Raw genomic sequence first — 22,080 nt, forward strand, 5'->3', positions numbered from 1 at the left:
CCGGGTCTCGGGGTCCACGGTCGAGATGACCCGGTCCGGCGCGACCTTGCGCGCGATCCGGAACGCACCCTCGGACTCCTCGGCCAGGTCCTGGCCCAGCGCCGTGGCCAGTAGTCGCGCCGCCTGCACCTACGCAAGGGCGATCACCACTACATCATCGGCGAAAAACTGCGGTCCGGGTCGGCCGAGGCCACCCAGGCGCTGGCCCGCCAGGGCCGCTACCAAGAGGTCCGCGACAACCTGCGGGTCAAGGAAGTCCGCATTCGCGAGGACGAGCGGTTCATCATCTGCTTCAACCCCGAAGCCGCCGAACGCGACGCGGCGACCCGAGAGCGTCTGGTCACCCAGCTCACCGAGCTGATCAACGACACCGACCAGTTGAACGCGACCAAGCGGGCCGAACTACGCGGGGTGATCTCCACCAAGCCCGGCCTGAACCGCTACCTGCGCACCACACCCGGCGGGCTACTCCGCATCGACCAAACCAGGGTCAAATCCGAGGAGAACCTGGACGGCAAATACCTGCTGCGCACCTCCGACCCCAAGATGACCGCCGAGGACATCGCCCTGGGCTACAAGCAGCTCCTGGAAGTCGAGCGGGGCTGGCGGGACATGAAGCAGGTCATCGACCTGCGGCCCGTGTTCCGCCGCCGCGAAGACCGCATCCGCGCCCACGTGCTGCTCTGCTGGCTCGCACTCCTGCTCGCCCGGATCGCCGAGACCTCCACCGGGCAGACCTGGCCCACTCTGCGTCGCGACCTCGACCGGATCACACTGGGCACCTTCACCGGCCCCGCCGGCACCTTCCAGCAGCGCACCGAGCTCACCAAGACCCAACGCGACCTGCTCGCAGCCCTCAAAATCGACGCCCCGCCAAGGATCTACCGCTTCAGCACCCCCGAACGCTGACCAGCCCGAACCAGCGCCCCTAGATACACGCCGTCCCACCAGCCGACGGCAGGTTCCCGCACGTCAACCCACAAATTCGCGGACCACTTCACTACATCAGCTGCGGAACCTCGGTGGTTCGTCGGTGACGAACACCGCTCGCTGTAACCGCAGGTCAAGCGCAAAGTTCGTCAAGTTCGTCGGTGGTCCGGCGGGCAGGCTGCACCCGTTGGGGGCGTCACGTCTCCTGGTGCACCTGCGGTTTCGTGCCGGTCAGTCTCGGTGACGGCTGGAACCGAGGGCTACCGCCTCTACCGTGCAGGTCGGTGGGCATGACCAGGGCCTCTACCGGGGACAATAGGGGATTTGAGAGGACACATTCCACTTTCGTGACACACGTTGCGTAACGCGTGCGGATATCACGGATGACAGGCGTTCCCTGATTAGTCGAATATCCCCTCATCCGCCGAGTACTACAGCGGGCCGGGAAATCGGTTCCACTCGCTGCCCAGTCGAGTAAGGAGTCCGGACATGGAAGGGACGAAGGAGCCCCGCGTCAAGCAGCGGGACCTGACCGAAGCCGAGTTGCTGGAAATCGTCGGCGCGGGCCGCGGCGGCAGGGTCATCTGTTACTGGTCCACGCTAGGCATTCCGACAGGTCGCCTCCCGCGCCATTCATCTTCTGGGCCGTCGCCTGCAATGGTGGCGGCAATGCCTAGTCACGCTGAACAATTTGTGATCAGGACGCCGATGGCCGGTGGCGCCGGTGGCATCAAGATCACCCAGGACGGGTGCTGAGATTCCTCCCCTCGCCAGCACCCGAAACGATCAGGAGCCACACCCTGCTCAGGTGACAGCAGGTGACACGAGAGCCCTGATCGGTACGCTGGCCCGGATGTTCTCCAGGCGGCTGGAGAACATCCGGGCCGCAGAGCCGCTGAAGCACTACAGGATGGCGTGACCGGTCAGGGAAGGTTGTGTCCGACAGAGTGGTGTACCAGCGCCGCCAGCGATTGCTGAGCGTGTCGTAGCCGGATAAGAGGCGGTCACCGCGTGATCCTTCACAGGACCGACCAAAGTCCGCGGAGGAAGCCTCACGCGATGACCAGTGTCAGCCTATCGACCCGAACAAGCCGTTCGCCGATCAACTCGCCGTGGCGAGCCCGGATCTGCTGCGGGAGATGCTCTCGGCGTTCATCCAGTCGCTGGTGAGCGCCGAGGCCGACGCGGTCTGCGGCGCCGGCTACGGCGAACGTGCACCCGAGCGGGTCAACTCCCGCAACGGCTACCGCCACCGCGACTTCGACACCCGCGTCGGCACCATCGACGTGGCGATCCCGAAGCTGCGCTCGGGCAGCTACTTCCCGGACTGGCCGCTCGAGCGCCGCAAACGGGCTGAACGCGCCCTGACCAGCGTGGTCGCCACCTGCTACCTGCTGGGCGTGTCGACCCGGCGGATGGAGAAACCCGTCGAGTCCCTCGGTATCACCAGCCTGTCCCGCTCCCAGGTGTCGATGATGGCCCGCGACCTGGATGCCCAGGTCGAGGCGTTCCGCACGCGTCCGCTCGACCAGGGCCCGTACACGTTCGTCGCGCCGCGGATGCGCTCGTGCTCAAGGTGCGTGAGAACGGCCGTGTGGTCAACGTGCACTGTCTGATCGCCACCGGCGTCAACGCCGAGGGCTACCGCGAGATCCTCGGCGTCCAGGTCACCTCCGGCGAGGACGGCGCCGGCCGGCTGGCGTTCTTCCGCGACCTGCTCGCTCGCGGCCTGACCGGCGTCCGCCTGGTCACCAGCGACGCCCACGCCGGGCTGGTCGCGGCGATCGGCGCGACCCTGCCCGGCGCGTCCTGGCAGCGCTGCCGCACCCACTACACGGTCAACCTGATGTCGGTCTGCCCGAAGAGCTCCTGGCCATGGGTGCGGACCCTGCTGCACTCGGTGTTCGACCCAGGCCGACGCCGAATCCGTTGCCGCGCAATACGATCGCATGCTCGACGCGCTGAGCGAGAAGCTGCCCAAGGTCGCCGATCACCTCGACACCGCGCGAGCGGACCTGCTGGCGTTCACCGCGTTCCCGAAACAGATCTGGCGCCAGATCCGGTCGAACAACCCCCAGGAACGACTCAACAAGCAGATCCGCCGCCGCACCGACGTGGTCGGCATCTTCCCCGACCGCGGCGCCATCATCCGCCTGGTCGGCGCCGTGCTCGCCGAGCAGCACGACGAATGGATCGAAGGCCGCCGCTACCTCGGCCTGGACGTGCTCGCCCGCTCCCGCACAACCAGCACCACCGACATCGCCGAACAGGAGGACACCACGCCCGCCGCACTCACCGCCTGACCGACATCCCGGATCACCGGTGACCGCCCTCGTTACACCACGCCCCAGGACTTGACCTCAGGGAACGTGCCGACAGGGATGCAGCCACCTTGTTCCAGGGGTTTCCGCTGGTTGCACCCACCTGTTTTGTGATCTTCCCTGGACGGGGTTGTGGCTGGTGAGGCCAGGGAAACAAGGCTAGGGAAGCAGCCAGGGGAAATCCCTGACCACAACTGCCTCCCTGGGCGCTCCCTTCCGCTGGTGGCGCGGTCACCCGAGGCCTGCTCTCGCCCGTTTCAGTCAGTCCTGGAGTCTCCACACAGGACAGGCCCACCCTGCCGCGCACCGGCAGGGTGGCCGCTCGCTGGCCAGTGCGCCTGCACGATCTGTTCCACTCGCGAACGTATGGTGCCAGCGGTACTGCCCGGCCTTCCCACCCGGTGCGCGGCAGGGCGACCTGTCGCCACAGGCTCTAGACCACTGGTCATCCCGAGAACAGGGTAGAGGGAGAGTGCTACCCCGGCCGCCTGGCTGCAGGTTGGACCAACCCCCGTCGCTGCCGACCGGCGGCCGATGTGTCGAACGTCGTCTACCTGCGACTATAGCTACGCCGACCAAATGATGAACCATCCATTGCCACGAGTACGTGTGAGATACGTAGGGCGTTCCACACCCCGTTCTCGAGGGGCATCCACAAGGTGTAAGAAAGGTCGCCATCATGAACGCAACTAGCCGCGTCTGGCAGGGGACAGGGCACACGGATCGTCTTGACGCTATTCAGGTGCTTAGCACACATATTCCAGCCGACAAAAATTGTACTACTTGCACAGTTCGTTGGCCTTGCGGTCCCGCGTGGGTGGCAGAACAGATCCTCGTTAGAAGTTGCTGAATCGGCATCACGAAACATTCGACTTATGGTGTTCACGCGCAGTGCACGGGCGCGCTGACAGCGAGCCGGACAATCGGTTCCACGCGCTGCCCAGTCGAGTAATGAGTCCGGACATGAAAGAGACGAAGGAGCCCCGTGTCGAGAAGCGGGACCTGACCAAGGTCGAGTTGGTGGAGATCGTCGGCACGGGCCGCGGATGTACGGCGCCAGCGGTACAGGCTTGTCTCCCTGCCTGTGGTACGACAGGGCGGCCTGTCGCGCCACAGCCTCTAGCCTCTAGGCTGCTGGTCACCTTGTCACCTCACGTCCGGCCATCTAGACCGGGCCTAGACCTAGAGCACCTAGGTGCCGTTGGGGACACCGGGGGACTCAGTGCGTCCTCGCCGCAGTGATGAACCCAAACGTGAGAATCTCTCGTATGAGGTTGAGACTACTGATCGCCCAGCTTTGGAGGATTTCACCTTGATGAGCTACCGCACGCCAACGCTAGTCGTGGCTGCCTTCACTGGCGTCACCGTGTTGGGCGGGTTGGTGATCAGTGCTGCAAACGCGGACGAACAGCCCACTGAGAGCAACAATCCATTCTTCGACTCAGGCATTACATTTGCCTTGCGGAAAGATTGCTTAGCTTTCGACGGTAGGGGCATCGATAATGGCTCGATCGTTGCCTTCAAATGCGCTCGTAACGACGGCGAAGTGTTTTTCCGACTCTTCGTCAAGAAAGCCTAGACGCTTCGAACTTATAACCGGGGCGACCGTCCGACCCTTTCCAATCTCAAGACCAGGGCGTTACAGATCTTGAATGGCCAGGATTGGTCATGCTGGTCGCGGCGTGTCCTTCGCGAACCTGAGCAGGTCGGGTCTATGCCGGAGTGATGAGGTACGCGGATGGTGGTGGCCTGTCCGCGCAGGCAGGGCCACACGTGAGGCGGTGCGGTTACAGGCGGCCGAGTGGTTCGCGCGGGACGTGCCGGTCGCCGAGATCGCCCGCACGCCGCGGGTGTCGACCAACGCGGGGTACGTGTGGCGCCGCCGATGGCGAGCTGGCGGCCGGGCGGCGCTGAGGTCGAAAGGACCGGGCGGGTCGGTCTGCCGACTCGATCGGGGACGTCTGGACCGGCTGGCCCAGGCGCTGGAGCAAGGCCCGGCGCGCACGGCTTCACCGAGGACCAACGGTGGACACTGGCTCGGGTAGCGGATCTGATCGCGCGGATGTTCCACACCCGCTACACCCTGCGCGGGGTCTCGTATCTGTTGCACCGCATGGGATTCTCCCCACAGATCCCTGCTCATCGCGCCGTTGAGCGCGACGAGGCGGCGATCGCCACCTGGCGGCGGGAGGCGTGGCCGGCGGGAAAACGGTAGCCGCGGTGAACAGGGCGTGGATCTGCTTCGAGGACGAGGCCGGACAGACACTGCGACCGCCCAAGGCGCGGACCTGGGGCCGGCGTGGGCGGACACCGGTGATCCGGTGTCGGGCAAGGGGATCCGGGCGGGTCTCGATCGCCGGACTGGTCTGTGTGCGTGCCGGGCAACGCAGCCGGTTGATCTACCGCACCGTGATTCACCGCGGCCGCAAAGACGAGCGGCGCAGCTTCGCCGAGACCGATTACGCCGCCCTGCTCGACGGGGACTTCAGCAGTTGGGCGGCCCGATCGTGCTCTGCTGGGACAACCTCAACACCCATATCAGCGCCGCGATGCGCGCGCTGATCGCGTCACGGCCCTGGCTGCATGTGATCCGGCTACCGGCCTACGCGCCGGACCTCAACCCTGTCGAGCGGGTGTGGTCACACCACAAGCACAGCCTGGGCAACCTCGCCGTCCAGGGCATCGACGACCCGGCCGCGATCGTGAAGACCCGGCTCAAACGCATCCAATACCACCCCGAGTTGACCGACGCCTTCCTCGCTCAAACCGGGCTGGCCCTCGACCCAGTGTCACCGTAATCCCAACCCTTCAAGGTCTGTAGAGGACCATACAAAATGGACTTCCGAGCTTTGTGGTTTTGTGGCAGCAAGTCCGGTCCGAACGGAGCGCGTGGCGGTGGTGGCACCACCGCCCTCATGGGCACGTCGAACGAGACCGGCCCGGATCGGCGTCCCGCGGACGAGCCTGACTGAATCGCCGCGGCGTCGTTTGGGGGGAGCGGCCGCGCTCTGCGGGCATCGGACGGTGCGCACCCGTGGGCGCTCATTTCGCTTTGGTGGCCTTGAGTCTCACCAGCGGCGATTCGAAAAGCGGCCGCAGCACGGTCAATCCGCCTGGCACCAGGGCGTCCGGCTTGCTCACGAACGACTGCGTGCTCGACGGCCTGCCCGCGTGCGAGAACCGCAGCGGCGCGGTGATGCCGAGCGTGTCGGCTACGTTCGTGTCGTGAAAGGCGTGCAGTACGCCTTCTCTCGTGAGATCGCCGGCGGCACACGCCTTTTCCAGCACGGCGGTGAACGCGAGGCCGACCGCGTACCCGTCGACGACGGGACCGGACGGCAGCGCGTCCGGGTACCTCGAGTGGAACTGCTCCGCGGCGGCACGGGCACCGGGCACGTCCGCGGCGAACGGCGCCGTCGAGGACACCACGACCATGTGCTCACGGGTCCAGTCATCCGCGATCGTCGGGTCGTAGCCGACCACGTGCACGAGGAACCGCACGTTCCAGTCGAGCGCGCGTGCCGCCGCGACGGCCTGACCCGTCTGCGCCGAGGTCGCCGTCAGCACGACCACCTGGGCCTTGGCCGCCTTGAGCGCGGCGATCTGCTCGGCGACGTTCTTCGCCACCGGCTGGGCCGACACGCTCATGCCGAGCTGGTTCGCGACGAACCTGCTGCCCTCCAAGGCGTTCTCGCCGTAGTCGCCGGGCAGGTAGAGGTGGCCGATCACGCCACCGTCCGGGAGCACGCCCTCCCCGCGCAGGTGTTCGAGCCCGTTGATCACGTCGATGTCGTAGGTCGCGCCGACGACCATCATGTGCGGGTTGCCCAGCAACGCCGCGGACCACGACGCCGGCGCGGCGAGCGCCCTGCTCTGCAGGAGGTCGGGGCCGATGGCCGCGGTCATGGGCGCCCCGGTGATGTCGATGAAGCCGAGTACCTGAGGCTCCAGTTCGAAGTAGGCGGCCAACGCCCGGTCGACGTCGTAGCCGTGGTCGGAGATCCGCAGCTCGACCTGGCGACCGCACACGCCGCCGTGGGCGTTGCGGTCGGCGAAGAACAGCTCGTAACCGGAGGTGCGCGCGGTCGCCTGCGGCTTGAACGGGCCGCTCAGGTCGGACACCACGCCCAGCACGATCCTGTCGCCGGAAACCCCCTGTGCGGTGGGGAGATCCACGACGTTCGGTGTGGTCCCGCAGGCGGTCAAGAACAGGAGAACACTCAGGACGGTGGCACCGTTGCGCACGTCGGTTCCTCTCTCATCGATACAGCACTGCTGTCTTCGTGACGCAGGCTTCGGCTAGTGGGTCGCCACCCGGCGCAGACATGACTCACAAGGCATGCCCGTGGGCCGGCCGAGCGACTCCAGTTCCCCGGGACCGAAGGACGTTCCGCACAACGCCGTCAGCCGCTCTGGCAGCGTGTTCCCGGCCGGGACCTCGAAGATGTGCACCACCCGGCGCCACTCGCCGACGCTGCCAGGCAACGGACGCCCGAAGAGCAGCCGGGCCGTGATCTCCACCGTCCTCACCGGCGGTCTCCAGCCGGGCTGGGTGCTGCGCCGCACACGAGCGCGGAGCAGCGGGGACACGGAGGGCCGGGCGGCACGAGCATGGAGCACGGCAGCAGGACCTGACCGCAGAGCGCTCGGTACTCCCCGTGCTCGTCGCGCCGACCGCGTGCGAATTCCGCATCGGTCAGCGCGTGGTCGGACATGTCGGTCGTGTTCGTCAACCACGTGACATCGATCTGGGCGGACATGATCGGCTCACTTGTCGAGTTGAGCGGCTACCATCGATGAACGGCGTCACGACGAGTTCCGGTTGTCCAACGATGTTGTGCGAGCCAGCGTTGGCCTCCCGGCGCGTGCCCGCATCGGGACCGGTACGCATCTCACTCCCCACGTACGCGTTCACCAGCCAACAGGGGGACTCACCCGCAGGCTTCCTGCGTGGTCCCGCGCACGTCGAGCACGTGCACCACGTCGGCCAGCGCGAACAGGCGCAGGACCTGCGCCTGGGGTGCGGCGATGCGCAGGGCGCCGCCCTTCTCAGCGAGGCGACGGTGCCATTCGAGGAGCAGGGCGAGGCCGGCGGAGGTCATGAAGGTGACGCCCCCGAGATCGAGCACGGCCCACCCCCCTGTCACGTCCTCCTCCAGGCGTGTGGCCAGCATGGGAACGGTGTCGAAGTCGAGCTCACCCACGACGGCGACCACTCGCCAGCCGTTGAAGACCTCACTGCCGACCCAAAGTCCCATCGTCGCCGTTCCTTCCACGCGCTCGACATGTGCAGCCCAATCGTGCAGCATGGGCAACAGGGGAAGATCAACAGGGCTCGTTGTCGGACATGACACTGAGGTCGGTCTCAGAGCGCATCTGATCTTGGTTTGTGACGATCTGTCTGTATCGGTGTGGGGGTTGGTAAGTTGATCAACTTGTGAGTTCTGGCGTGCGTATCGCAGTGACCTGCCCGATGCCCGGTGGGCGTTGATCGAGCCGACGTTGACCGCGTGGCGCGCGGCACGACGCGGGCCGGGGACGGCGGCACGGGTGCATGACTTGCGGGAGATCGTGAACGCGATCCGGTATGTGTGCCGGACCGGGATCGCCTGGGAGTACTTGCCGCACGACTTCCCGCCGTACAAGACGGTGTACGACTACTACGTCAAGTGGGAGGCCGACGGCACGACCGAGACGCTGCATGACTTGCTGCGTCAGCAGGTTCGCGTCGCCAAGGGACGCACAACGACCTCAACGGCGGTGATCATCGACTCGCAGAGCGTGAAGACCTCCTGCAACGTCAGCGAATCCAGCCAGGGCATCGACGCGGGCCAGAAGATCAAGGGTCGTAAGCGGCACATCGCCACCGACGTGTTACGTGACCAGCGCGAACAGGTGGTTCTGCTCGGTGGAGTGGAGGCCGTTGGGGAACTGTGCCGCTAGGGAGTTCTGCCATCGTTGTTGCAGGCTTGTGAGGATCTTGGCTTCAACCTCGGGTGCCATGTGGTCGTAGATCTCCCGTACTTTCTCAGGGATCTGATGCCCGAGTCGGCGGGCGCGGCCGACCTCTGGGATGCCGTCGCCGATGAGCCAGGTGTTGTGGCTGTGGCGTAGTCCGTGGAAAACCAGGCCTCCTCTGATCGGTTGTGTGCGGACGCGCGGGTTGATGAGTTTGAGGTTTCCGTCGGAGGCGGGGCGCATGACGCGGCGGCTGAAGTTGGAGCGGCGCAGAAGTTGGAGGTCTCGGCTCACGAAGAGGTGTGGGTGGTCGTGCAGGTCGAGCAGGTAGCGCCACATGTCGGTGAGGAACGGCGGCAGGGTCACGGTGCGGGCTGAGGACACGGTTTTGGGTGGGCCGAGTGTGAGTTTGCCGTCGACTTCGTGCAGGGCGCCGATGTCGGGGTCGATGACGAAGCAGCCGTCGTCGAGGTGGATGTTGGTGCGCTGGAGCCCGGTGAGTTCGCCCCAGCGGGCTCCGGTGTAGGCGGCGCTGATGATCAGGATCGCCGCCCACTCGCCTGCGAGCGCGGTAGCTTGGAGTGCGATGCGCAGGACGTCCAGCGCGGTGGCCAGGACGACGGCGGGCTTGCGTTGCTGCCTGCGCCGTCCTCGCCTGCGGGCCTGGATGGGGCTGGCGGGGATGATGCCTTCGTCGGCGGCGTCGGCGAGCATCATGGTCAGGATCTTCATGATGGTCTTGACTGTGCTGTCGGCGAGGCCGTGGTTGCGGAGTTTGATCGCCCAGGTGTGTGCGTCGATGTTGCTGATGACGTTGAATGGCACCGAACCCCAGCGTGGTTCGATGTGGTTGCGAGTGAGGCTGCGGTACTGGGCCCTGGTGGCGTCGGCGACGTCGATCGACCCGAACCACGGGTCGATCCACCCGCCGAAGGGCTGGCTGCTCGCCGTCGGGACGTACCCGCGCATGGTGGCTTCGCGGTTGAGACGAGAGACCATCTCGCCCGCCGCTTCCTCGCTGGTGAAACCCGACATGGAGTCGAGCGTTCCGTCGTCGCGTTCGTAGCGGACGCGCCAGGAGTTCTTCCCGGACTTCTCCGACCAGGCCATGGGAAAGTCCTTCAGTGTGACGAATGCGGATCATCGACAGCGCTATGGACGCATTGTCTGCACGAGGTGATCAAGCGTGACGTGGAGGTTCACCGCATTGGCGTGTCGGCTCGGGCAGGTTGCGTGCCGATTGTCGGCCTGCAGCGGCGATTTCCTCGATGTCCTGTTTGGCGAAGCGCAGATGCTTGCCGAGAAACCGACAGGGGACCGTTCGGGCGGCGGCACGGCGTCGCAGCCACGATGGACGCACCTGCAGCATCTTCGCCGCCTGCTCCGGGGTGTAGAGGACCGGAAGGTCCTCTTCGGCAGCGGGTTCGGCGAATGCTGGGACATCGGATGGTGAGCTGCTGTCGTCAGCAGCTACCGCTTGGATCTCCACGGATGTGGTTGATGACGAAGGAGGACGTGGCCGGAGATGGCCCGCGATGCGTCGTCTGTTCATGCGGCTCTCCCAACGGTTTCATGCGGGCGTGACCATGCCTCGGGATCTGGTGCAGGTAGGTGCTGTGTAACGCGGGCGTACCAAGCCAGGGCGAAGCGCAGGCTTCTCTGTACTAAGAAACGATCTTGTAACGACGTAGCTCGTGAGTCGTTGTTGTGGCCATGAAGGCTGATCAGCGGACGTATGAGGTCGTGGCGACGGCCGATCAGGGGCTGCCGTTCGTCATGGTCGACGAGACCGGCGTGCCGGTCGCAGTGATAGCTGACTATCTGCGAGAGCTCGTGGCATCGGACTGCAGCCCGCTGACGGTGCGGTCGTACGCGTTCGATCTGCTCACCTGGTTCCGGTTCCTCCTGGTTGAAGAAGTCGACTGGGAGCAGGTCACACGCACACAGGTTCGGGACTACGTGCTGATGCTCCGCAGCGCGGTGAACCCGCAACGCCGCAGTGCGAATCCAGAAGGCCAGGTCGGGAGAGGTTCTCGCACGGGTAAGCATCCGCGCTCGCCTGGGTATGCGCCGGCGACGATCAACCACAGGTTGGCGGTGCTGGCGTCGTTCTACGACTTCAGCAAGCGGACGGGTGCCGGGCCATTGGTCAATCCTGTTCCCGGACCCGGGCCTGGTGATCGGAACATGAGGCATCAAAGCCCGCTTGAACCGCGCACACCCAGCCGCCGCGGTAGTTACCGGCAGAAGACACCGGAGTTGGTGCCTCGCGCGATTCCAGATGATCTTTACCACGAGGTATTCGAGGCACTGGCCAGTGATCGCGATCGTGCCATCGTGGCGTTGCTCGTGTCCTCGGCCGCACGCGCGACCGAGTTGCTGGGCATGACGGCCACTGATGTGGACTGGGGTGGTCAACGGATCAGGCTGATTGGGAAGGGCACCCGCCAGCCTGAATGGGTCGCGGTGTCGCCCGACTCCCTGATGTGGCTTGGTCGCTATCTCGCGCGGGAACGACCCGGTCTGGAGCCGAACGGCGCGTTGTGGCTCACGCTGCGCCGTCCACATCGGCCGTTGAAGTACCAGGCATTGCGAGCGATGTTGTTGCGTGTCAACGCGAAACTCGGACTCGATCTGGTCTTGCACGACTTCCGGCACACATGCGGCATCCGCTTGGCGAATGACCCGAGCATTCCGATCACCGACGTCCAGGCGCACCTGCGCCACCGCACGCTGGCCAGCAGCGAGCCCTATCGGGCTCGACGCTGGTCCAGTCGAGGGCGCGGATGTCGCCGAGGTTCGGCACCTCCGGCATGCGCGCGGTGAGGACCTGCGCGATATGCGGGTCGGGATCGGCGCACCAGGCGACGCGTCCGCCGCCGAACGCGGCGAGCACACCGAGGTCCAGCCCGCCGTAGCCGGTGCACACCGATCCGACGACCGGTCCGGTGCTCGCGGCGACCGGCACGTTCTGCGGCGCTTCGTCCGGCACGGGCTGCGAAGTGGCCGCCCGCACCGCCCCCGCCGCCGTCGTGGTGACGACGACGAGGGCGGGGGCGGAGCAAGAGGCGGACCGTGGTGTCTTGTCACGGGGTCGGGTGCTCACGCCGCCACGCCCGCAGGTTCGTTGCGAACCCCAGTGTCCAACCCCGACAATGAGGCCGATGACCGCTTGTGTTCCCGCTGAAGTTGCTTCAGTTTTCTTGAACTCAAGGAGTTCAGGGCGGTGCGGAATACAAGTACGTCCTCGTGGGCAATCAGGTGCAGCGGAAGTCCTGCCTCGCGCTGTTTGCGGATGAAGTCGCGCTGGAAGAACGATCCCCTGGGTACGAGGTCGTGCTCGGCCGCACGTGCCAGCAGGGCGACGCACCGCTCGACCGGGATCAGGCCTGCGTGCACGCCGCAGGCGAGGACTTGCGAGGGCAGGTCGATCAGCTCGGCGTGCTCTCGCCAGGGGCGGATGGTGATGGCGATGTGCCCGCCGGACCTCAGGAAGGTGCGCAGGGCGGCGAGGATGCGGGTGAAGCCGGCCAGTAGGCGGTGGTGGCCGATGTTGGCGAGGTTGCCGCGGTCGAGGGTGTTGCCGTAGAGGTGGTGGTACTTCTGCACCCCCGCGCCCGGCGCGACCGACACCTGTCCGTGTGTGGAGGGGCCGTAGGGCGGGGAGGTGACCACCAGCGTCGCCTGCCCGACGTATTCCCTGGGCAGGAGGGTGACGAGCTGGCGGGCGTCGCCGTGGAACACCCGCGCGTCGTGGGTGATGCCCTGCGCTCGCGCGAGGTCGAGATTCGCTTGCGCGATCTCGACCCAGTGGGGTTCGTACTCCACACCGGCTGCGCGGCGTCCGAGGCGCACGGCTTCGACGAGGGTGGTGCCGATCCCGCACATCGGGTCGAGCACCAGGTCGCCGGGTTTGGTGTAGTGGGCGACGGCGTGGCGCACCACCTCGGGCAGCATTTTGGCCGGGTGCGCGGTCGACTCGGCCGTGTACTTGCCCTTGCGCTGAGCGGCCGGCGACGCCTGCGCGGTCGTCCACACCGACACCGCGGGCGGCTGCGACCGCGCGCGACGCACCCCCGTCTGCGCGGAGTCATCCACAGGGTTGTCCACAGCAGTGGGCGGGGTGTCGGGCGCGGCGAGGTGTGCCCGCGGGACGCACTGGGTCGGCCCGTCGGCCACCCCGGCTACGGGGCCGCTGACGGTGTCGGCGTGACGGTGGCCAGGGGGCGGCGTGGCGGGGGCGTGCGTCACCGGTGGGCTTTCCTGCGGGCGCCGTCCTGGGTGTGCGGAGGCGGAGTTCGGCGCTGCGGTCATCGGTGATCTCTGTCCTTCTCGGCGGTGCTGTTCGGCGGGGCGGGTGTCGGCGGCTGGTGGTCGTGGGGCTGGGCGAAGGCCAGGACGTCGGAGTGGATGCGCCGATGCGGGGCGGGCAGTCCGTGCGTCTCGGCGCGGTGCCGCGCGCGGGCCTGCGCGCTGTCGTCCGTGCGGTCCGGGGGCTCGTCGGTGAGGTGGAAGCGGCCGTCGCGGACGGGCGCGTGCAGCGCGACGATGTGCTGGAGGTAGAGCAGATCGGCGTTCTGTCCGGCCGTCACCACCGCCCCGGTCGGGTCGGTCAGCTCACCCGTCGTCCAGTCACAGTGCGTGAGCACGGCGAGGATGCCGCCGACCGGCAGCAGACGGGCGGCGAACAGCGCGACGAGGTCGGTGGAGCGGTCGCCGGAGTGCTCCGGCCGCAGGCGGGTGATGATCAGGTCCGCGCTCTGCGATGCCGCCTGTGGATCGGTCGACGGGGACAGGTCGACGGTGCCCAGCGGTGTCGGCGCGACGGTTGCGGGAGCCGGACTGGCGTCGCCGATGAGATCGGCCCAGAACGGGCGGGAGGCGCATCTGGTCGCCTCTGAGTCGACCGGGACGCGTTCGACGCGCGCGATGCGGCCGAGGCGTTGCACGGCATGCAGGGCGTCGTCCAGCTCGGCTCCGGGCGCGTGGTCGACGACGCCGTCGGCCCCCACCGCAGCGAGCGTCGGGCGGTCGTCGTTCGGGGTCGGCCAGGTCAGCAGCACGACGCGTGCGCCGGGTTCGCTGAACGAGGTGACGATCTTCTCCAGGAGCGCCGGAGGCCACGCGATATCGGGGTCGATCGGGGCGGGTCCGGCGGTCCAGACGGTCGCCGGGGTGGGGGTCGATGCCGAGCCGCGGGACCGCGTGCGAGTCTCGCGGGCGGGCTTGCCGGGGCTGAGGCGGGTGGTGGTCGGGGCGGTCGGCCACGGTCGGCGATCTCCGCCCCGGCGACCGCCGGGGCGCGGCGGAGTCGGGTGCGTGGAGTCCGTCCGGGGTGTGCTGCGCCGCCGGGGCGAGCGGCGGCCGGAGCGGTCGGGCTGGGTCACGGGGTGTCCCCTTCGCAGACGGGGTGCGCCTGGCGATGTGAGGCGCTGATGACACCCCTGAACTCCGAAATACGCGCCGCTTGGGGACACGCGATCGTCGACTTTCTGGAATCTGTCGGCTGGCCGGAAGTGAAAGGCGTCTATGTGCGTGCCCGTGAGAGGAGACTTGGCCTGCCGGGAAGAAAGGGTTCAACGTTTCCTGCCATGTCGCCGTCTGGTGCCGACTGACTGTCGTACAGGACGGTGAGCTCGTGGCAGGTCTTACCAAACTGGCACCAAACTATTACCGTCCGCCAGTGTTCGCAGGTAGCGGGATATCACCCTGCACTCGCTCTTGATCTTTCCTTCTCGTGTTCGCTGATCTGCGGCAGCGCTGAAATGGATCGTGGCATGGTTGCGGAATGATCAGTGAAGATCGACGGTGCCTCTGTGGTGCTAGTTCTGTGCCGGTTTGGTAAGAGTGTGGTGCTACCTGTTGTGGCGTCCTGATCGAGTCGTTGATCCCGACTCGTTCAGGAGCCATTCCGTGACTTCGCAGCAGGCTGTTCCGCGCTCGAGTTTCGAGCGCGATCGAATGCCGTTGGACGCCGCCCGCGCGGCGTTTGAGTGGCTGGTCGCCGGACCGCATCCGGTGTCGGTCGACGGGCGATTGTTCCCCGGTCTTCCGGGGCGGCGGGTGCCGTTGAACGAGCTGCGCGACCGGCTGCTGCGCCGCGGTTGCCCGCAGACGTTGCGGGACGCGGCGTGGGCGCACCTGGTTCTGCTCGCCCGCACCGAGGGTGGCACCTGGACCGTCGGCGCGGTGGGGGTGGCGCTGCCCGCGCTGACCTCCATCGCCGCCAGGTTGTCGGCGCGTTTCGCCGGTGACCCGAGTGACATCCACGCCGCGGTGCTGGCCGGGTTCGTCGCCGAGCTCGGCGAGGTTGATCTGCGCAAGCCGCGCATCATGCTGCGGTTGCGGTGGGCCGCCTACCGCGCCGGGCACGCCGCCGTGCGCGAGGCGCTGGACGCGCCGGTGCCCTCTGGGCACGGGTTCCGCTCGACGTTGCCGCCGCCCCCGTGGGGGCACCCCGACTTCGTCCTCGCCCGTGCGGTCGCCGAGCACGCGATCACCGCGGCGGAGGCCGAACTGATTGGGGCTACCCGTCTGGAAGGTGTCGCGCTGGCCGACGCCGCGTCCGAGCGCGGCTTGTCGTATCAGGCCGGCAAGAAGGCCCGCCAGCGCGCCGAGCGCCGCCTCGTCGCCTACCTGCTCGACACCGCTCCGGACGTCGCGCATGGCTGTGGCCACGAGCGCGACCTGGCGGCTCAGGTGGCCGACGCGGTGACCATCGCCGAGGCCGCGGCGTACGCGACCAGGCCGACCGGTCAGTCACACACCGTGACGGACCTGGGTGTGAACACGGCGGAGAAAGTCGGCGATCGCGTGTCCCCGCATGGCCGGTTTTCCGGAGTTCAGGGCTGCGGGAGGAGATCAGCCACCTCCGCGCACACCACCTCCTCGCCCGAGTCGCCGCAACGGCGGTCGGGTTCGACTCCGGGAGTGTCGCGATGCGCCTGACCCGAACCTTTGTCCGTCCCGACACCGACCGGCGTTCCGCCCGCCGGCGACCCGAGCGCGGGCCCGCGCTCGGCCGTCGCACGGCGGTCTCGCGAACCCGCCTCACGAGCTGCGCCGGAGTGCGCCGCCAGGACGGTGACAGCACCACACCTCGGGCCTGTGCTGTGTCCGCCGGTTGTCGGCGGAGCATCCGTCGACGCGTGCTGCTGGTCGCCGAGCTGGTCGCGCTGGCTGTACTGGCGTCCGGGACGACCGCGCACGCGGACACCATTCTGCTCGCGATCGCGGGCAGCGTCGACGAGGTCCTGACCAACATCCGCAACTGGCTGATGGGCATCCTCGCCGGGCTCGCGACGGTGTTCTTCACCATCGGCGCCGTCCGCCGCGTGATGGCCGCCGGCGACCCCGGCGAGCAGGAGAAGGCCAAGGAGGCGTTCAAGGCCGCCGGGATCGGCTACGCGCTGGCCGCGCTCGCGCCGTTGGTCGTCAGTGTGCTCAAGGGCATCGTGGGGGCGTAGGCGATGCCCTTGACCAGGCCCTCACACCGCCGTCCACCGACCCCGACGCGTCCCGTGGCGCATGAGTCCAGCCCGCCTATCGCCCCGCCGCGCGCGGACCGCCGGGGCGTGTTCCGGCGGCGGGTGGTGTGGCTGCTGCTGGCCGCCCTGCTGGTGCTCGCGGGCGGCGCGGCCGCGGTGGCCGCGGCACAACCGAGCCCGGTCGTGCCCACTCCGTGCCTGCAACCCGGCGCTCGGCCGCCACAGTGCCTGCCGGACCCGTCCCACACCCGACCGCCACGGCAACCGACCACCACGCGCCCGCCGGCGCCCCTCACCACCCAGCCGTGTCACGGGCCGCTGCCGTGCCCGTCCACCACCACCACATCCACCAGCCGCACATCCACCACCGGTACCTCCGCGGCGCCGAGCACCACGCCACCACCGAGCACCACGCCGCCGTCGATCGCACCACCGAGCGCACCCGAGACCGAGTGCGGCATCACCGACATCGGCGCCTGCGTCACCGACGGCATCACCAGCTTCTTCTGGGCGCTGGTCGTCGCCGCGCTTAACTCGCTGCTGCGCGTGGTGGGCCAGACGTTGCTGGCCACGCCGACGCTCGAGCAGCTGCCGCGGGTCGGGGAGCTGTGGGAGTCCTCGCGTGGGCTCGCGGTGGTGAGCTACGTGCTGCTGATCCTGGTGGCCGGGATCCTGCTGATGGCCTACGAGACCCTGCAGGCGCGCACCACGCTCCGGGAGATCGCGCCGCGCGTCGCGGCCGGGTTCCTGGCCGCGAACCTGTCGCTGGTCCTGGCGGGCAAGGCCATCGAGCTGGCCAACGCGCTGTCCTACGCACTCGTCGGCGGGGGAGTCGACCCCAGCGGTGCCGCGCAGACGCTGAGCACACTGCTGACGACCATGGTGCTGAACTCGATCACCAGCCTCGGGTTCTTCGGCGCGGTGCTCTCGCTCGGCCTGGTCGTGCTGCTCATCGCGCTGGTCGCCACCTATGTGGTCCGTGTCGCGGTGACCGTGATGCTGCTGGCTGGCGCCCCGCTGTTCCTCGTCTGCCATGGCCTGCCGCAGACCGACGGCATCGCCCGCTGGTGGTGGCGTGCCTTCTTCGGCGTGCTGGCCATCCAGCTCGGCCAATCTTTGGCGCTGATCACCGCGCTGCGGGTGTTCTTCGCCGAAGGCGGCTTCACGGTCTTCGGCCCGACCCCGGACGGTGTGATCAACCTGATCGCCACCGGCGGATTGCTCTGGATCCTGGTCAAGATCCCCGGCTGGGTCATGCACCACATCCAGATCGGCGGCGGAGGCCGGTCGCTGCTCGGGTCGCTGATCCGTGCCTTCCTGATGGTCAAGGCCTTCGGGCTCGTGCGCGGCGCCGCCGCACACCACGGCCGGCCATCCGGTGGGGGTGGACACGGCACCGGCGGCGGGCGCGGCGGTGGCGGTGGCCCGACGGCCCCGAGCGGCCCGTATGCCAGCGTGCGGACGACGAGCGGCGGCCAGTACGTGCTGCCGTTGCCGGGGCTACGTCGCCGACGCGCGACGCGGTCGACGACATCGGCGGGCACCAGGTCCACCAGCGGTCCGCCGCGGGGCCGCCAGCTGGCCTTGCCGCTGGGCGAGGACTGGCCGGAGAACAGGCCCGTCCTCGGCCGGGACGGCCAGTACCGACTCCCGCTCCACGTCCCGCGCCGCCCCGCCACGCCGCCACCAGCCACGCACGCTCCCGCGGGTGGCTCTGTGGGTGCGGGACGCCGACGCGGCAAGCAGCTCGAGCTCCCGCTCGACCCCTATCAAGGCAACCGGCCCATCCGCTCCGGGCAATACCCGCTGCCGCTCGACGGTCTGCGTCGCGTGCCCCGCCCGGTGAGTCCCCCGACACCGGCCCCACGCTCCTCCAGGGGAAGCCGCGCGGTGCAGCCGGAGCTGCCGTTCGACCCCTACCAGGGCAACCGGCCGACCCGCAGCGGGCAGTATCCGCTGCCGCTGGACGGCGTGCACCGCGCCCCGGCACCCGCACCGCCCCCGCCCCTGTCGGCGGCCGCCAGGCCCGCGCCGCGTGTCGGCAGGCAACTGCGGCTGCCGCTGGACCTGCCGAAGCCGCCGCGCTCCACCCCGCCGCGCTTCACCCCGCCGCCTTCGGCGATGCGGCGGGGTCCCAAGTCAGGAGGTAGGACGTCATGATCGTGCGCATTCCGGCCGACGTCGACATGCAGGACCGCGTGCTCGGCCCGCTGACCGCACGCCAGCTGACTATCCTCGCCGCCGCCGGGGCGGTGCTGTATCTGATCTGGGCGGCCACTCGCACCCTCGTGCCCATCCCGGTGTTCCTCATCTTCTCTGTCCCGGTCGCCGCGGGCGCGGCGGTGCTGGCGTTGGGCCAGCGTGACGGCGTAGCGATGGACAAGCTGCTGGTCGCCGCCATTCGCCAGCGCCTCGCGCCTCGTTATCGCGTTGCCGCACCTGAGGGCGTGCACCCAGCTCCGGCCTGGCTCACCGCGAACGCTGACCAGAACACCGGCCGTACTCGGGACAAGCGGCGAACCGCACGGTCCGACCGCGTCGCCCCCTCGGCGCTGCGCTTTGCGGCCGAGGCGGTCACCGAGACCGGTGTGGTGGACCTGGGTGTCGACGGTGTGGCGATCGTCGCGGTCGCCTCCACGGTGAACTTCGCGCTGCGCACCCCCACCGAGCAGGAAGCGCTGGTGGCCAGCTTTGGCCGCTACCTGCACAGCCTGACTGCCCCGGTGCAGGTCCTCGTGCGCACCGAACGACTCGACTTGTCCGGCCAGATCGCCGAGCTGCACGAGCGCGCGGGCGGTCTGCCGCACCCGGCGCTGGAAGCCGCCGCGCTCGAGCACGCCGACTACCTGACGCGGCTCGCCGGGCAGTCCGATCTGCTGCGCCGCCAGGTGCTGCTCGTGCTGCGCGAACCGCTGGGCGTCGCAGCCCCGACCGACGGGCTCGGCGGGCCAGGCCTGCTGGCCGTGCTCGGCGCGATGACGAGCAAGCGCCACCGGCAGGCGAGCGGACAGATCAACGCCGGCGCCCGACGCGCGGCCGAGTCGCGGTTGGTGCGTCGCCTCGGCGAAGCGATCGAGCTGCTCGCGCCAGCCGGGATCGTGGTGACTCCGCTGGATGCCGGGCAGGCCACCGCGGTGCTGGCCTCGGCATGCAATCCCGACAGCCTGCTGCCCCCGTCCGCGGGGCTGGCCGGTGCCGACGAGGTCATCACCACCGCCAGCTTTCAACCGGCCGAGGACGACGGCGACTACCAGGACGAGTACGACGACTACGAGGACGAGAGGGCGCGGTACTGATGGCCTCCCGCACACGACACAGCCAACACAGCCAACACAGCCAACACAGCCGTCGTTCCAGCGCTGAGGTGGCCTCGTCCGCGGCTACCGCGTTCACCCCCGACGCTGTGTCGATCGGTGCCCGGCACCTGGAAGTCGGTGGCGAGTGGGTCGCCAGCTTCGCCGTGGTCGGATTCCCGCGCGAAGTGCACCCCGGCTGGCTCGCCCCCTTGTTGACCTACCCCGGTCGCTTGGACGTCTCCGTGCACGTCGAGCCGATCGACCCGGCCACCGCCGCCAGCCGGTTGAAAAAGCAGCTCGCCAAGCTGGAGTCCGGACGCCGGCACACCGCCGAGCACGGCCGGTTGCACGACCCGCAGGTCGAGGCCGCCACCGAGGACGCCTACGACCTGAGCTCGCGGGTCGCCCGCGGTGAGGGAAAACTGTTCCGCCTCGGCCTCTACCTCACCGTCCACGCTCCCACCGAACAGACGCTGGCCGACGAGGTGGCCGCGGTCCGGGCGCTGTGCGCCAGCCTGCTGCTCGACGCCAAGCACACCACCTACCGCAGCCTGCAGGGCTGGGTGTCCACGCTGCCGATGGGCCTGGACCTGATCGGGATGCGCCGCACCTTCGACACCAGCGCGCTGGCCGCGTCGTTCCCGTTCACCAGCCCGGACCTGCCCGCCCCCGACCCGACCAGCGTGGCCGCGCCGTCCGGGGTGCTCTACGGCTACAACCTCGGCTCCCAGGGGCTGGTGCACTGGGACCGGTTCGGCGAGGGAATGCACAACCACAACAGCGTGATCCTCGGCCGCTCCGGCGCGGGCAAGTCCTACCTGGTGAAGCTGGAGCTGCTGCGCTCGCTGTATCGGGGGGTCGAGATCGCCGTGGTCGACCCGGAGGACGAGTACGCCCGCCTAGCTCGCGCGGTCGGCGGCACCTACGTCCACCTCGGCGCACCGGGTGTCCGGCTCAACCCGTTCGACCTGCCGATCCACACCCGCGCCGACGGCCGCCGCACCGCCCCGAAAGACGCCCTGATCCGACGCAGCCTGTTCCTGCACACCGTGATCGCCGTCCTGCTCGGCAGCGAGCCGCAGGCGGCGCAGCGGGCGGCGTTGGACCGGGCGATCGCCGCGACCTACCAGAGTGTCGGGATCACCGCCGACCCGCGCACCTGGACCCGCCCGTCGCCGACCCTGCGCACCCTGCGCGACCAGCTCGCGGCGGACCAGGCCCGCGACCCGGCCGCGGTGGAGCTCGCGGCGAGGTTGCACCCGTTCGTCGAGGGCGCGTTCAAGCAACTGTTCGACGGCCCCAGCAGCATCACCCCCGAGGGACATCTCGTCGTGTTCAGCCTGCGGGACCTGCCTGACGAGCTGAAGGCGATCGGCACCCTGCTCACCTTGGACGCGGTGTGGCGGCGGGTGTCCAACCCGGCGATCCGCCGCCCGCGTCTGGTCGTGGTCGACGAGGCGTGGCTGCTGATGCGGGAAAAGTCCGGGGCGGAGTTCCTGTTCCGCATGGCCAAGGCTTCCCGCAAACACTGGGCCGGGCTGACCGTGGCGACCCAGGACACCGCCGACGTGCTCGGCAGCGATCTCGGCAAGGCGGTCGTGGCCAACGCGGCGACCCAGATCCTGCTGCGGCAGGCATCTCAGGCGATCGACGAGGTCAGCCAGACCTTCGACCTGTCCGCAGGGGAACGGGCCTTCCTGCTCTCGGCGGATCGGGGCCAGGGGCTGCTGTCGGCGGGGACGCAGAGGGTGGCGTTCCATGCCATCGCCTCGCCCACCGAGCACTACCTGGTGACCAGCAACCCGGCCGAGCTCGCCGCCTACGCCGACACAGCCGAGTCGACCGGCGAGGCCGATACCGGGTTCGTCGACCTCGGTGTCGGCGATGAGTTCCCGCTTGGCGCCGACGGCGACGTGTACGACGGCGACGAGTACGGCTCCGATGAGGACGACCAGATCGCTCTCGGGGGCGTCTGAGCCTGCTCGGATCGGCCGCGTTCCGCGCTACTCACCTTTCCTATGAAGGAGACGTCGTGCTGCCTTGGATACCGGCTGCCCTCGAACGGTCACCGGAATCGCTGCTTTCGTT

General features: G+C 68.4%; 19 protein-coding genes and 2 pseudogenes. 14 read left to right on the forward strand and 7 right to left on the reverse strand.

The window, feature by feature from the left end; translation table 11 throughout:
• Positions 1 to 120: 120 nt before the first annotated feature.
• From FKR81_RS37200 to FKR81_RS46260, 7 genes and pseudogenes are all read left to right on the forward strand, one after another.
• Positions 121 to 909 (forward strand): annotated as a pseudogene (locus tag FKR81_RS37200) (IS1634 family transposase); the annotation flags it as partial.
• Between the two features lie 510 nt (positions 910 to 1,419).
• Positions 1,420 to 1,686 (forward strand): hypothetical protein, encoded by a 267-nt coding sequence (locus FKR81_RS37205; protein WP_146358984.1) that lies wholly within the window; start codon positions 1,420 to 1,422, stop codon positions 1,684 to 1,686.
• A 320-nt stretch (positions 1,687 to 2,006) separates the two neighbouring features.
• Positions 2,007 to 3,233, forward strand: a pseudogene (locus FKR81_RS37210) (IS256 family transposase).
• Positions 3,234 to 4,566: 1,333 nt separating this feature from the next.
• Positions 4,567 to 4,830, forward strand: a complete 264-nt coding sequence (locus tag FKR81_RS37215) for a hypothetical protein (protein WP_146358986.1) — start codon at positions 4,567 to 4,569, stop codon at positions 4,828 to 4,830.
• Positions 4,831 to 5,032: 202 nt separating this feature from the next.
• The gene (locus FKR81_RS45355) at positions 5,033 to 5,296 is read left to right on the forward strand and encodes a helix-turn-helix domain-containing protein (protein ID WP_235922123.1); all 264 of its coding nucleotides are present in this window, start codon (positions 5,033 to 5,035) and stop codon (positions 5,294 to 5,296) included.
• Positions 5,297 to 5,313: 17 nt separating this feature from the next.
• Positions 5,314 to 5,466 carry a helix-turn-helix domain-containing protein gene (locus tag FKR81_RS46105; RefSeq protein WP_407936578.1) on the forward strand — a complete coding sequence of 51 codons (153 nt, stop codon included), beginning with the start codon at positions 5,314 to 5,316 and terminating at the stop codon, positions 5,464 to 5,466.
• 106 nt (positions 5,467 to 5,572) lie between these two features.
• The gene (locus tag FKR81_RS46260) at positions 5,573 to 6,049 is read left to right on the forward strand and encodes a transposase (RefSeq protein ID WP_456319429.1); all 477 of its coding nucleotides are present in this window, start codon (positions 5,573 to 5,575) and stop codon (positions 6,047 to 6,049) included.
• Between the two features lie 244 nt (positions 6,050 to 6,293).
• Here FKR81_RS46260 and FKR81_RS37230 read toward each other — a convergent pair whose 3' ends face one another.
• The 3 genes from FKR81_RS37230 to FKR81_RS37240 form a co-directional block, all read right to left on the reverse strand.
• On the reverse strand, positions 6,294 to 7,427 hold the full coding sequence (locus FKR81_RS37230; protein ID WP_186763395.1) for an ABC transporter substrate-binding protein: 1,134 nt from the start codon (positions 7,425 to 7,427) through the stop codon (positions 6,294 to 6,296).
• Between the two features lie 123 nt (positions 7,428 to 7,550).
• Positions 7,551 to 7,781 (reverse strand): hypothetical protein, encoded by a 231-nt coding sequence (locus FKR81_RS37235; RefSeq protein WP_328593186.1) that lies wholly within the window; start codon positions 7,779 to 7,781, stop codon positions 7,551 to 7,553.
• Positions 7,782 to 8,182: 401 nt separating this feature from the next.
• Positions 8,183 to 8,560 carry an STAS domain-containing protein gene (locus tag FKR81_RS37240; protein WP_235922125.1) on the reverse strand — a complete coding sequence of 126 codons (378 nt, stop codon included), beginning with the start codon at positions 8,558 to 8,560 and terminating at the stop codon, positions 8,183 to 8,185.
• 157 nt (positions 8,561 to 8,717) lie between these two features.
• Here FKR81_RS37240 and FKR81_RS37245 point away from each other — a divergent pair, with 157 nt between their 5' ends.
• The gene (locus FKR81_RS37245) at positions 8,718 to 9,194 is read left to right on the forward strand and encodes a transposase (protein ID WP_268891604.1); all 477 of its coding nucleotides are present in this window, start codon (positions 8,718 to 8,720) and stop codon (positions 9,192 to 9,194) included.
• On the opposite strand, the gene FKR81_RS37250 is transcribed toward FKR81_RS37245, so the two are convergent.
• Both FKR81_RS37250 and FKR81_RS37255 read right to left on the reverse strand, forming a co-directional pair.
• On the reverse strand, positions 9,126 to 10,319 hold the full coding sequence (locus FKR81_RS37250) for a tyrosine-type recombinase/integrase (RefSeq protein WP_146358990.1): 1,194 nt from the start codon (positions 10,317 to 10,319) through the stop codon (positions 9,126 to 9,128). The two genes, FKR81_RS37245 and FKR81_RS37250, sit on opposite strands and share 69 nt — an antisense overlap.
• A 70-nt stretch (positions 10,320 to 10,389) precedes the next feature.
• The gene (locus tag FKR81_RS37255; RefSeq protein WP_222598528.1) at positions 10,390 to 10,698 is read right to left on the reverse strand and encodes a helix-turn-helix domain-containing protein; all 309 of its coding nucleotides are present in this window, start codon (positions 10,696 to 10,698) and stop codon (positions 10,390 to 10,392) included.
• 224 nt (positions 10,699 to 10,922) lie between these two features.
• Here FKR81_RS37255 and FKR81_RS37260 point away from each other — a divergent pair, with 224 nt between their 5' ends.
• The gene (locus tag FKR81_RS37260) at positions 10,923 to 12,035 is read left to right on the forward strand and encodes a tyrosine-type recombinase/integrase (RefSeq protein ID WP_146358994.1); all 1,113 of its coding nucleotides are present in this window, start codon (positions 10,923 to 10,925) and stop codon (positions 12,033 to 12,035) included.
• 276 nt (positions 12,036 to 12,311) lie between these two features.
• On the opposite strand, the gene FKR81_RS37270 is transcribed toward FKR81_RS37260, so the two are convergent.
• Positions 12,312 to 13,307: a TRM11 family SAM-dependent methyltransferase gene (locus tag FKR81_RS37270; protein WP_146358996.1), complete on the reverse strand. Its 996-nt coding sequence runs from the start codon at positions 13,305 to 13,307 to the stop codon at positions 12,312 to 12,314.
• 212 nt (positions 13,308 to 13,519) lie between these two features.
• Entirely contained in the window at positions 13,520 to 14,596 is a 1,077-nt protein-coding gene (locus FKR81_RS37275) for a hypothetical protein (protein ID WP_146358998.1), read from the reverse strand.
• Between the two features lie 526 nt (positions 14,597 to 15,122).
• Between FKR81_RS37275 and FKR81_RS37280 the strand changes: the two genes are divergently transcribed.
• From FKR81_RS37280 to FKR81_RS37300, 5 genes are all read left to right on the forward strand, one after another.
• Positions 15,123 to 16,157, forward strand: a complete 1,035-nt coding sequence (locus FKR81_RS37280; RefSeq protein WP_235922126.1) for a hypothetical protein — start codon at positions 15,123 to 15,125, stop codon at positions 16,155 to 16,157.
• 200 nt (positions 16,158 to 16,357) lie between these two features.
• A complete protein-coding gene (locus tag FKR81_RS45360) occupies positions 16,358 to 16,675 on the forward strand; it encodes a pilin (RefSeq protein ID WP_186763396.1) in 318 nt (105 codons plus the stop codon).
• Positions 16,676 to 16,783: 108 nt separating this feature from the next.
• Entirely contained in the window at positions 16,784 to 18,856 is a 2,073-nt protein-coding gene (locus FKR81_RS37290) for a hypothetical protein (RefSeq protein WP_235922127.1), read from the forward strand.
• Positions 18,853 to 19,992: a PrgI family protein gene (locus tag FKR81_RS37295; RefSeq protein ID WP_146358999.1), complete on the forward strand. Its 1,140-nt coding sequence runs from the start codon at positions 18,853 to 18,855 to the stop codon at positions 19,990 to 19,992. The genes FKR81_RS37290 and FKR81_RS37295 overlap by 4 nt, the downstream gene beginning before the upstream one ends.
• Positions 19,992 to 21,968, forward strand: a complete 1,977-nt coding sequence (locus FKR81_RS37300; RefSeq protein ID WP_407936579.1) for a VirB4 family type IV secretion system protein — start codon at positions 19,992 to 19,994, stop codon at positions 21,966 to 21,968. Before FKR81_RS37295 ends, FKR81_RS37300 begins: the two co-directional genes overlap by 1 nt.
• The last annotated feature ends 112 nt before the right edge of the window (positions 21,969 to 22,080 follow it).

The sequence above is a fragment of the Lentzea tibetensis genome (genome assembly GCF_007845675.1).
Lineage (GTDB): Bacteria > Actinomycetota > Actinomycetes > Mycobacteriales > Pseudonocardiaceae > Lentzea > Lentzea tibetensis.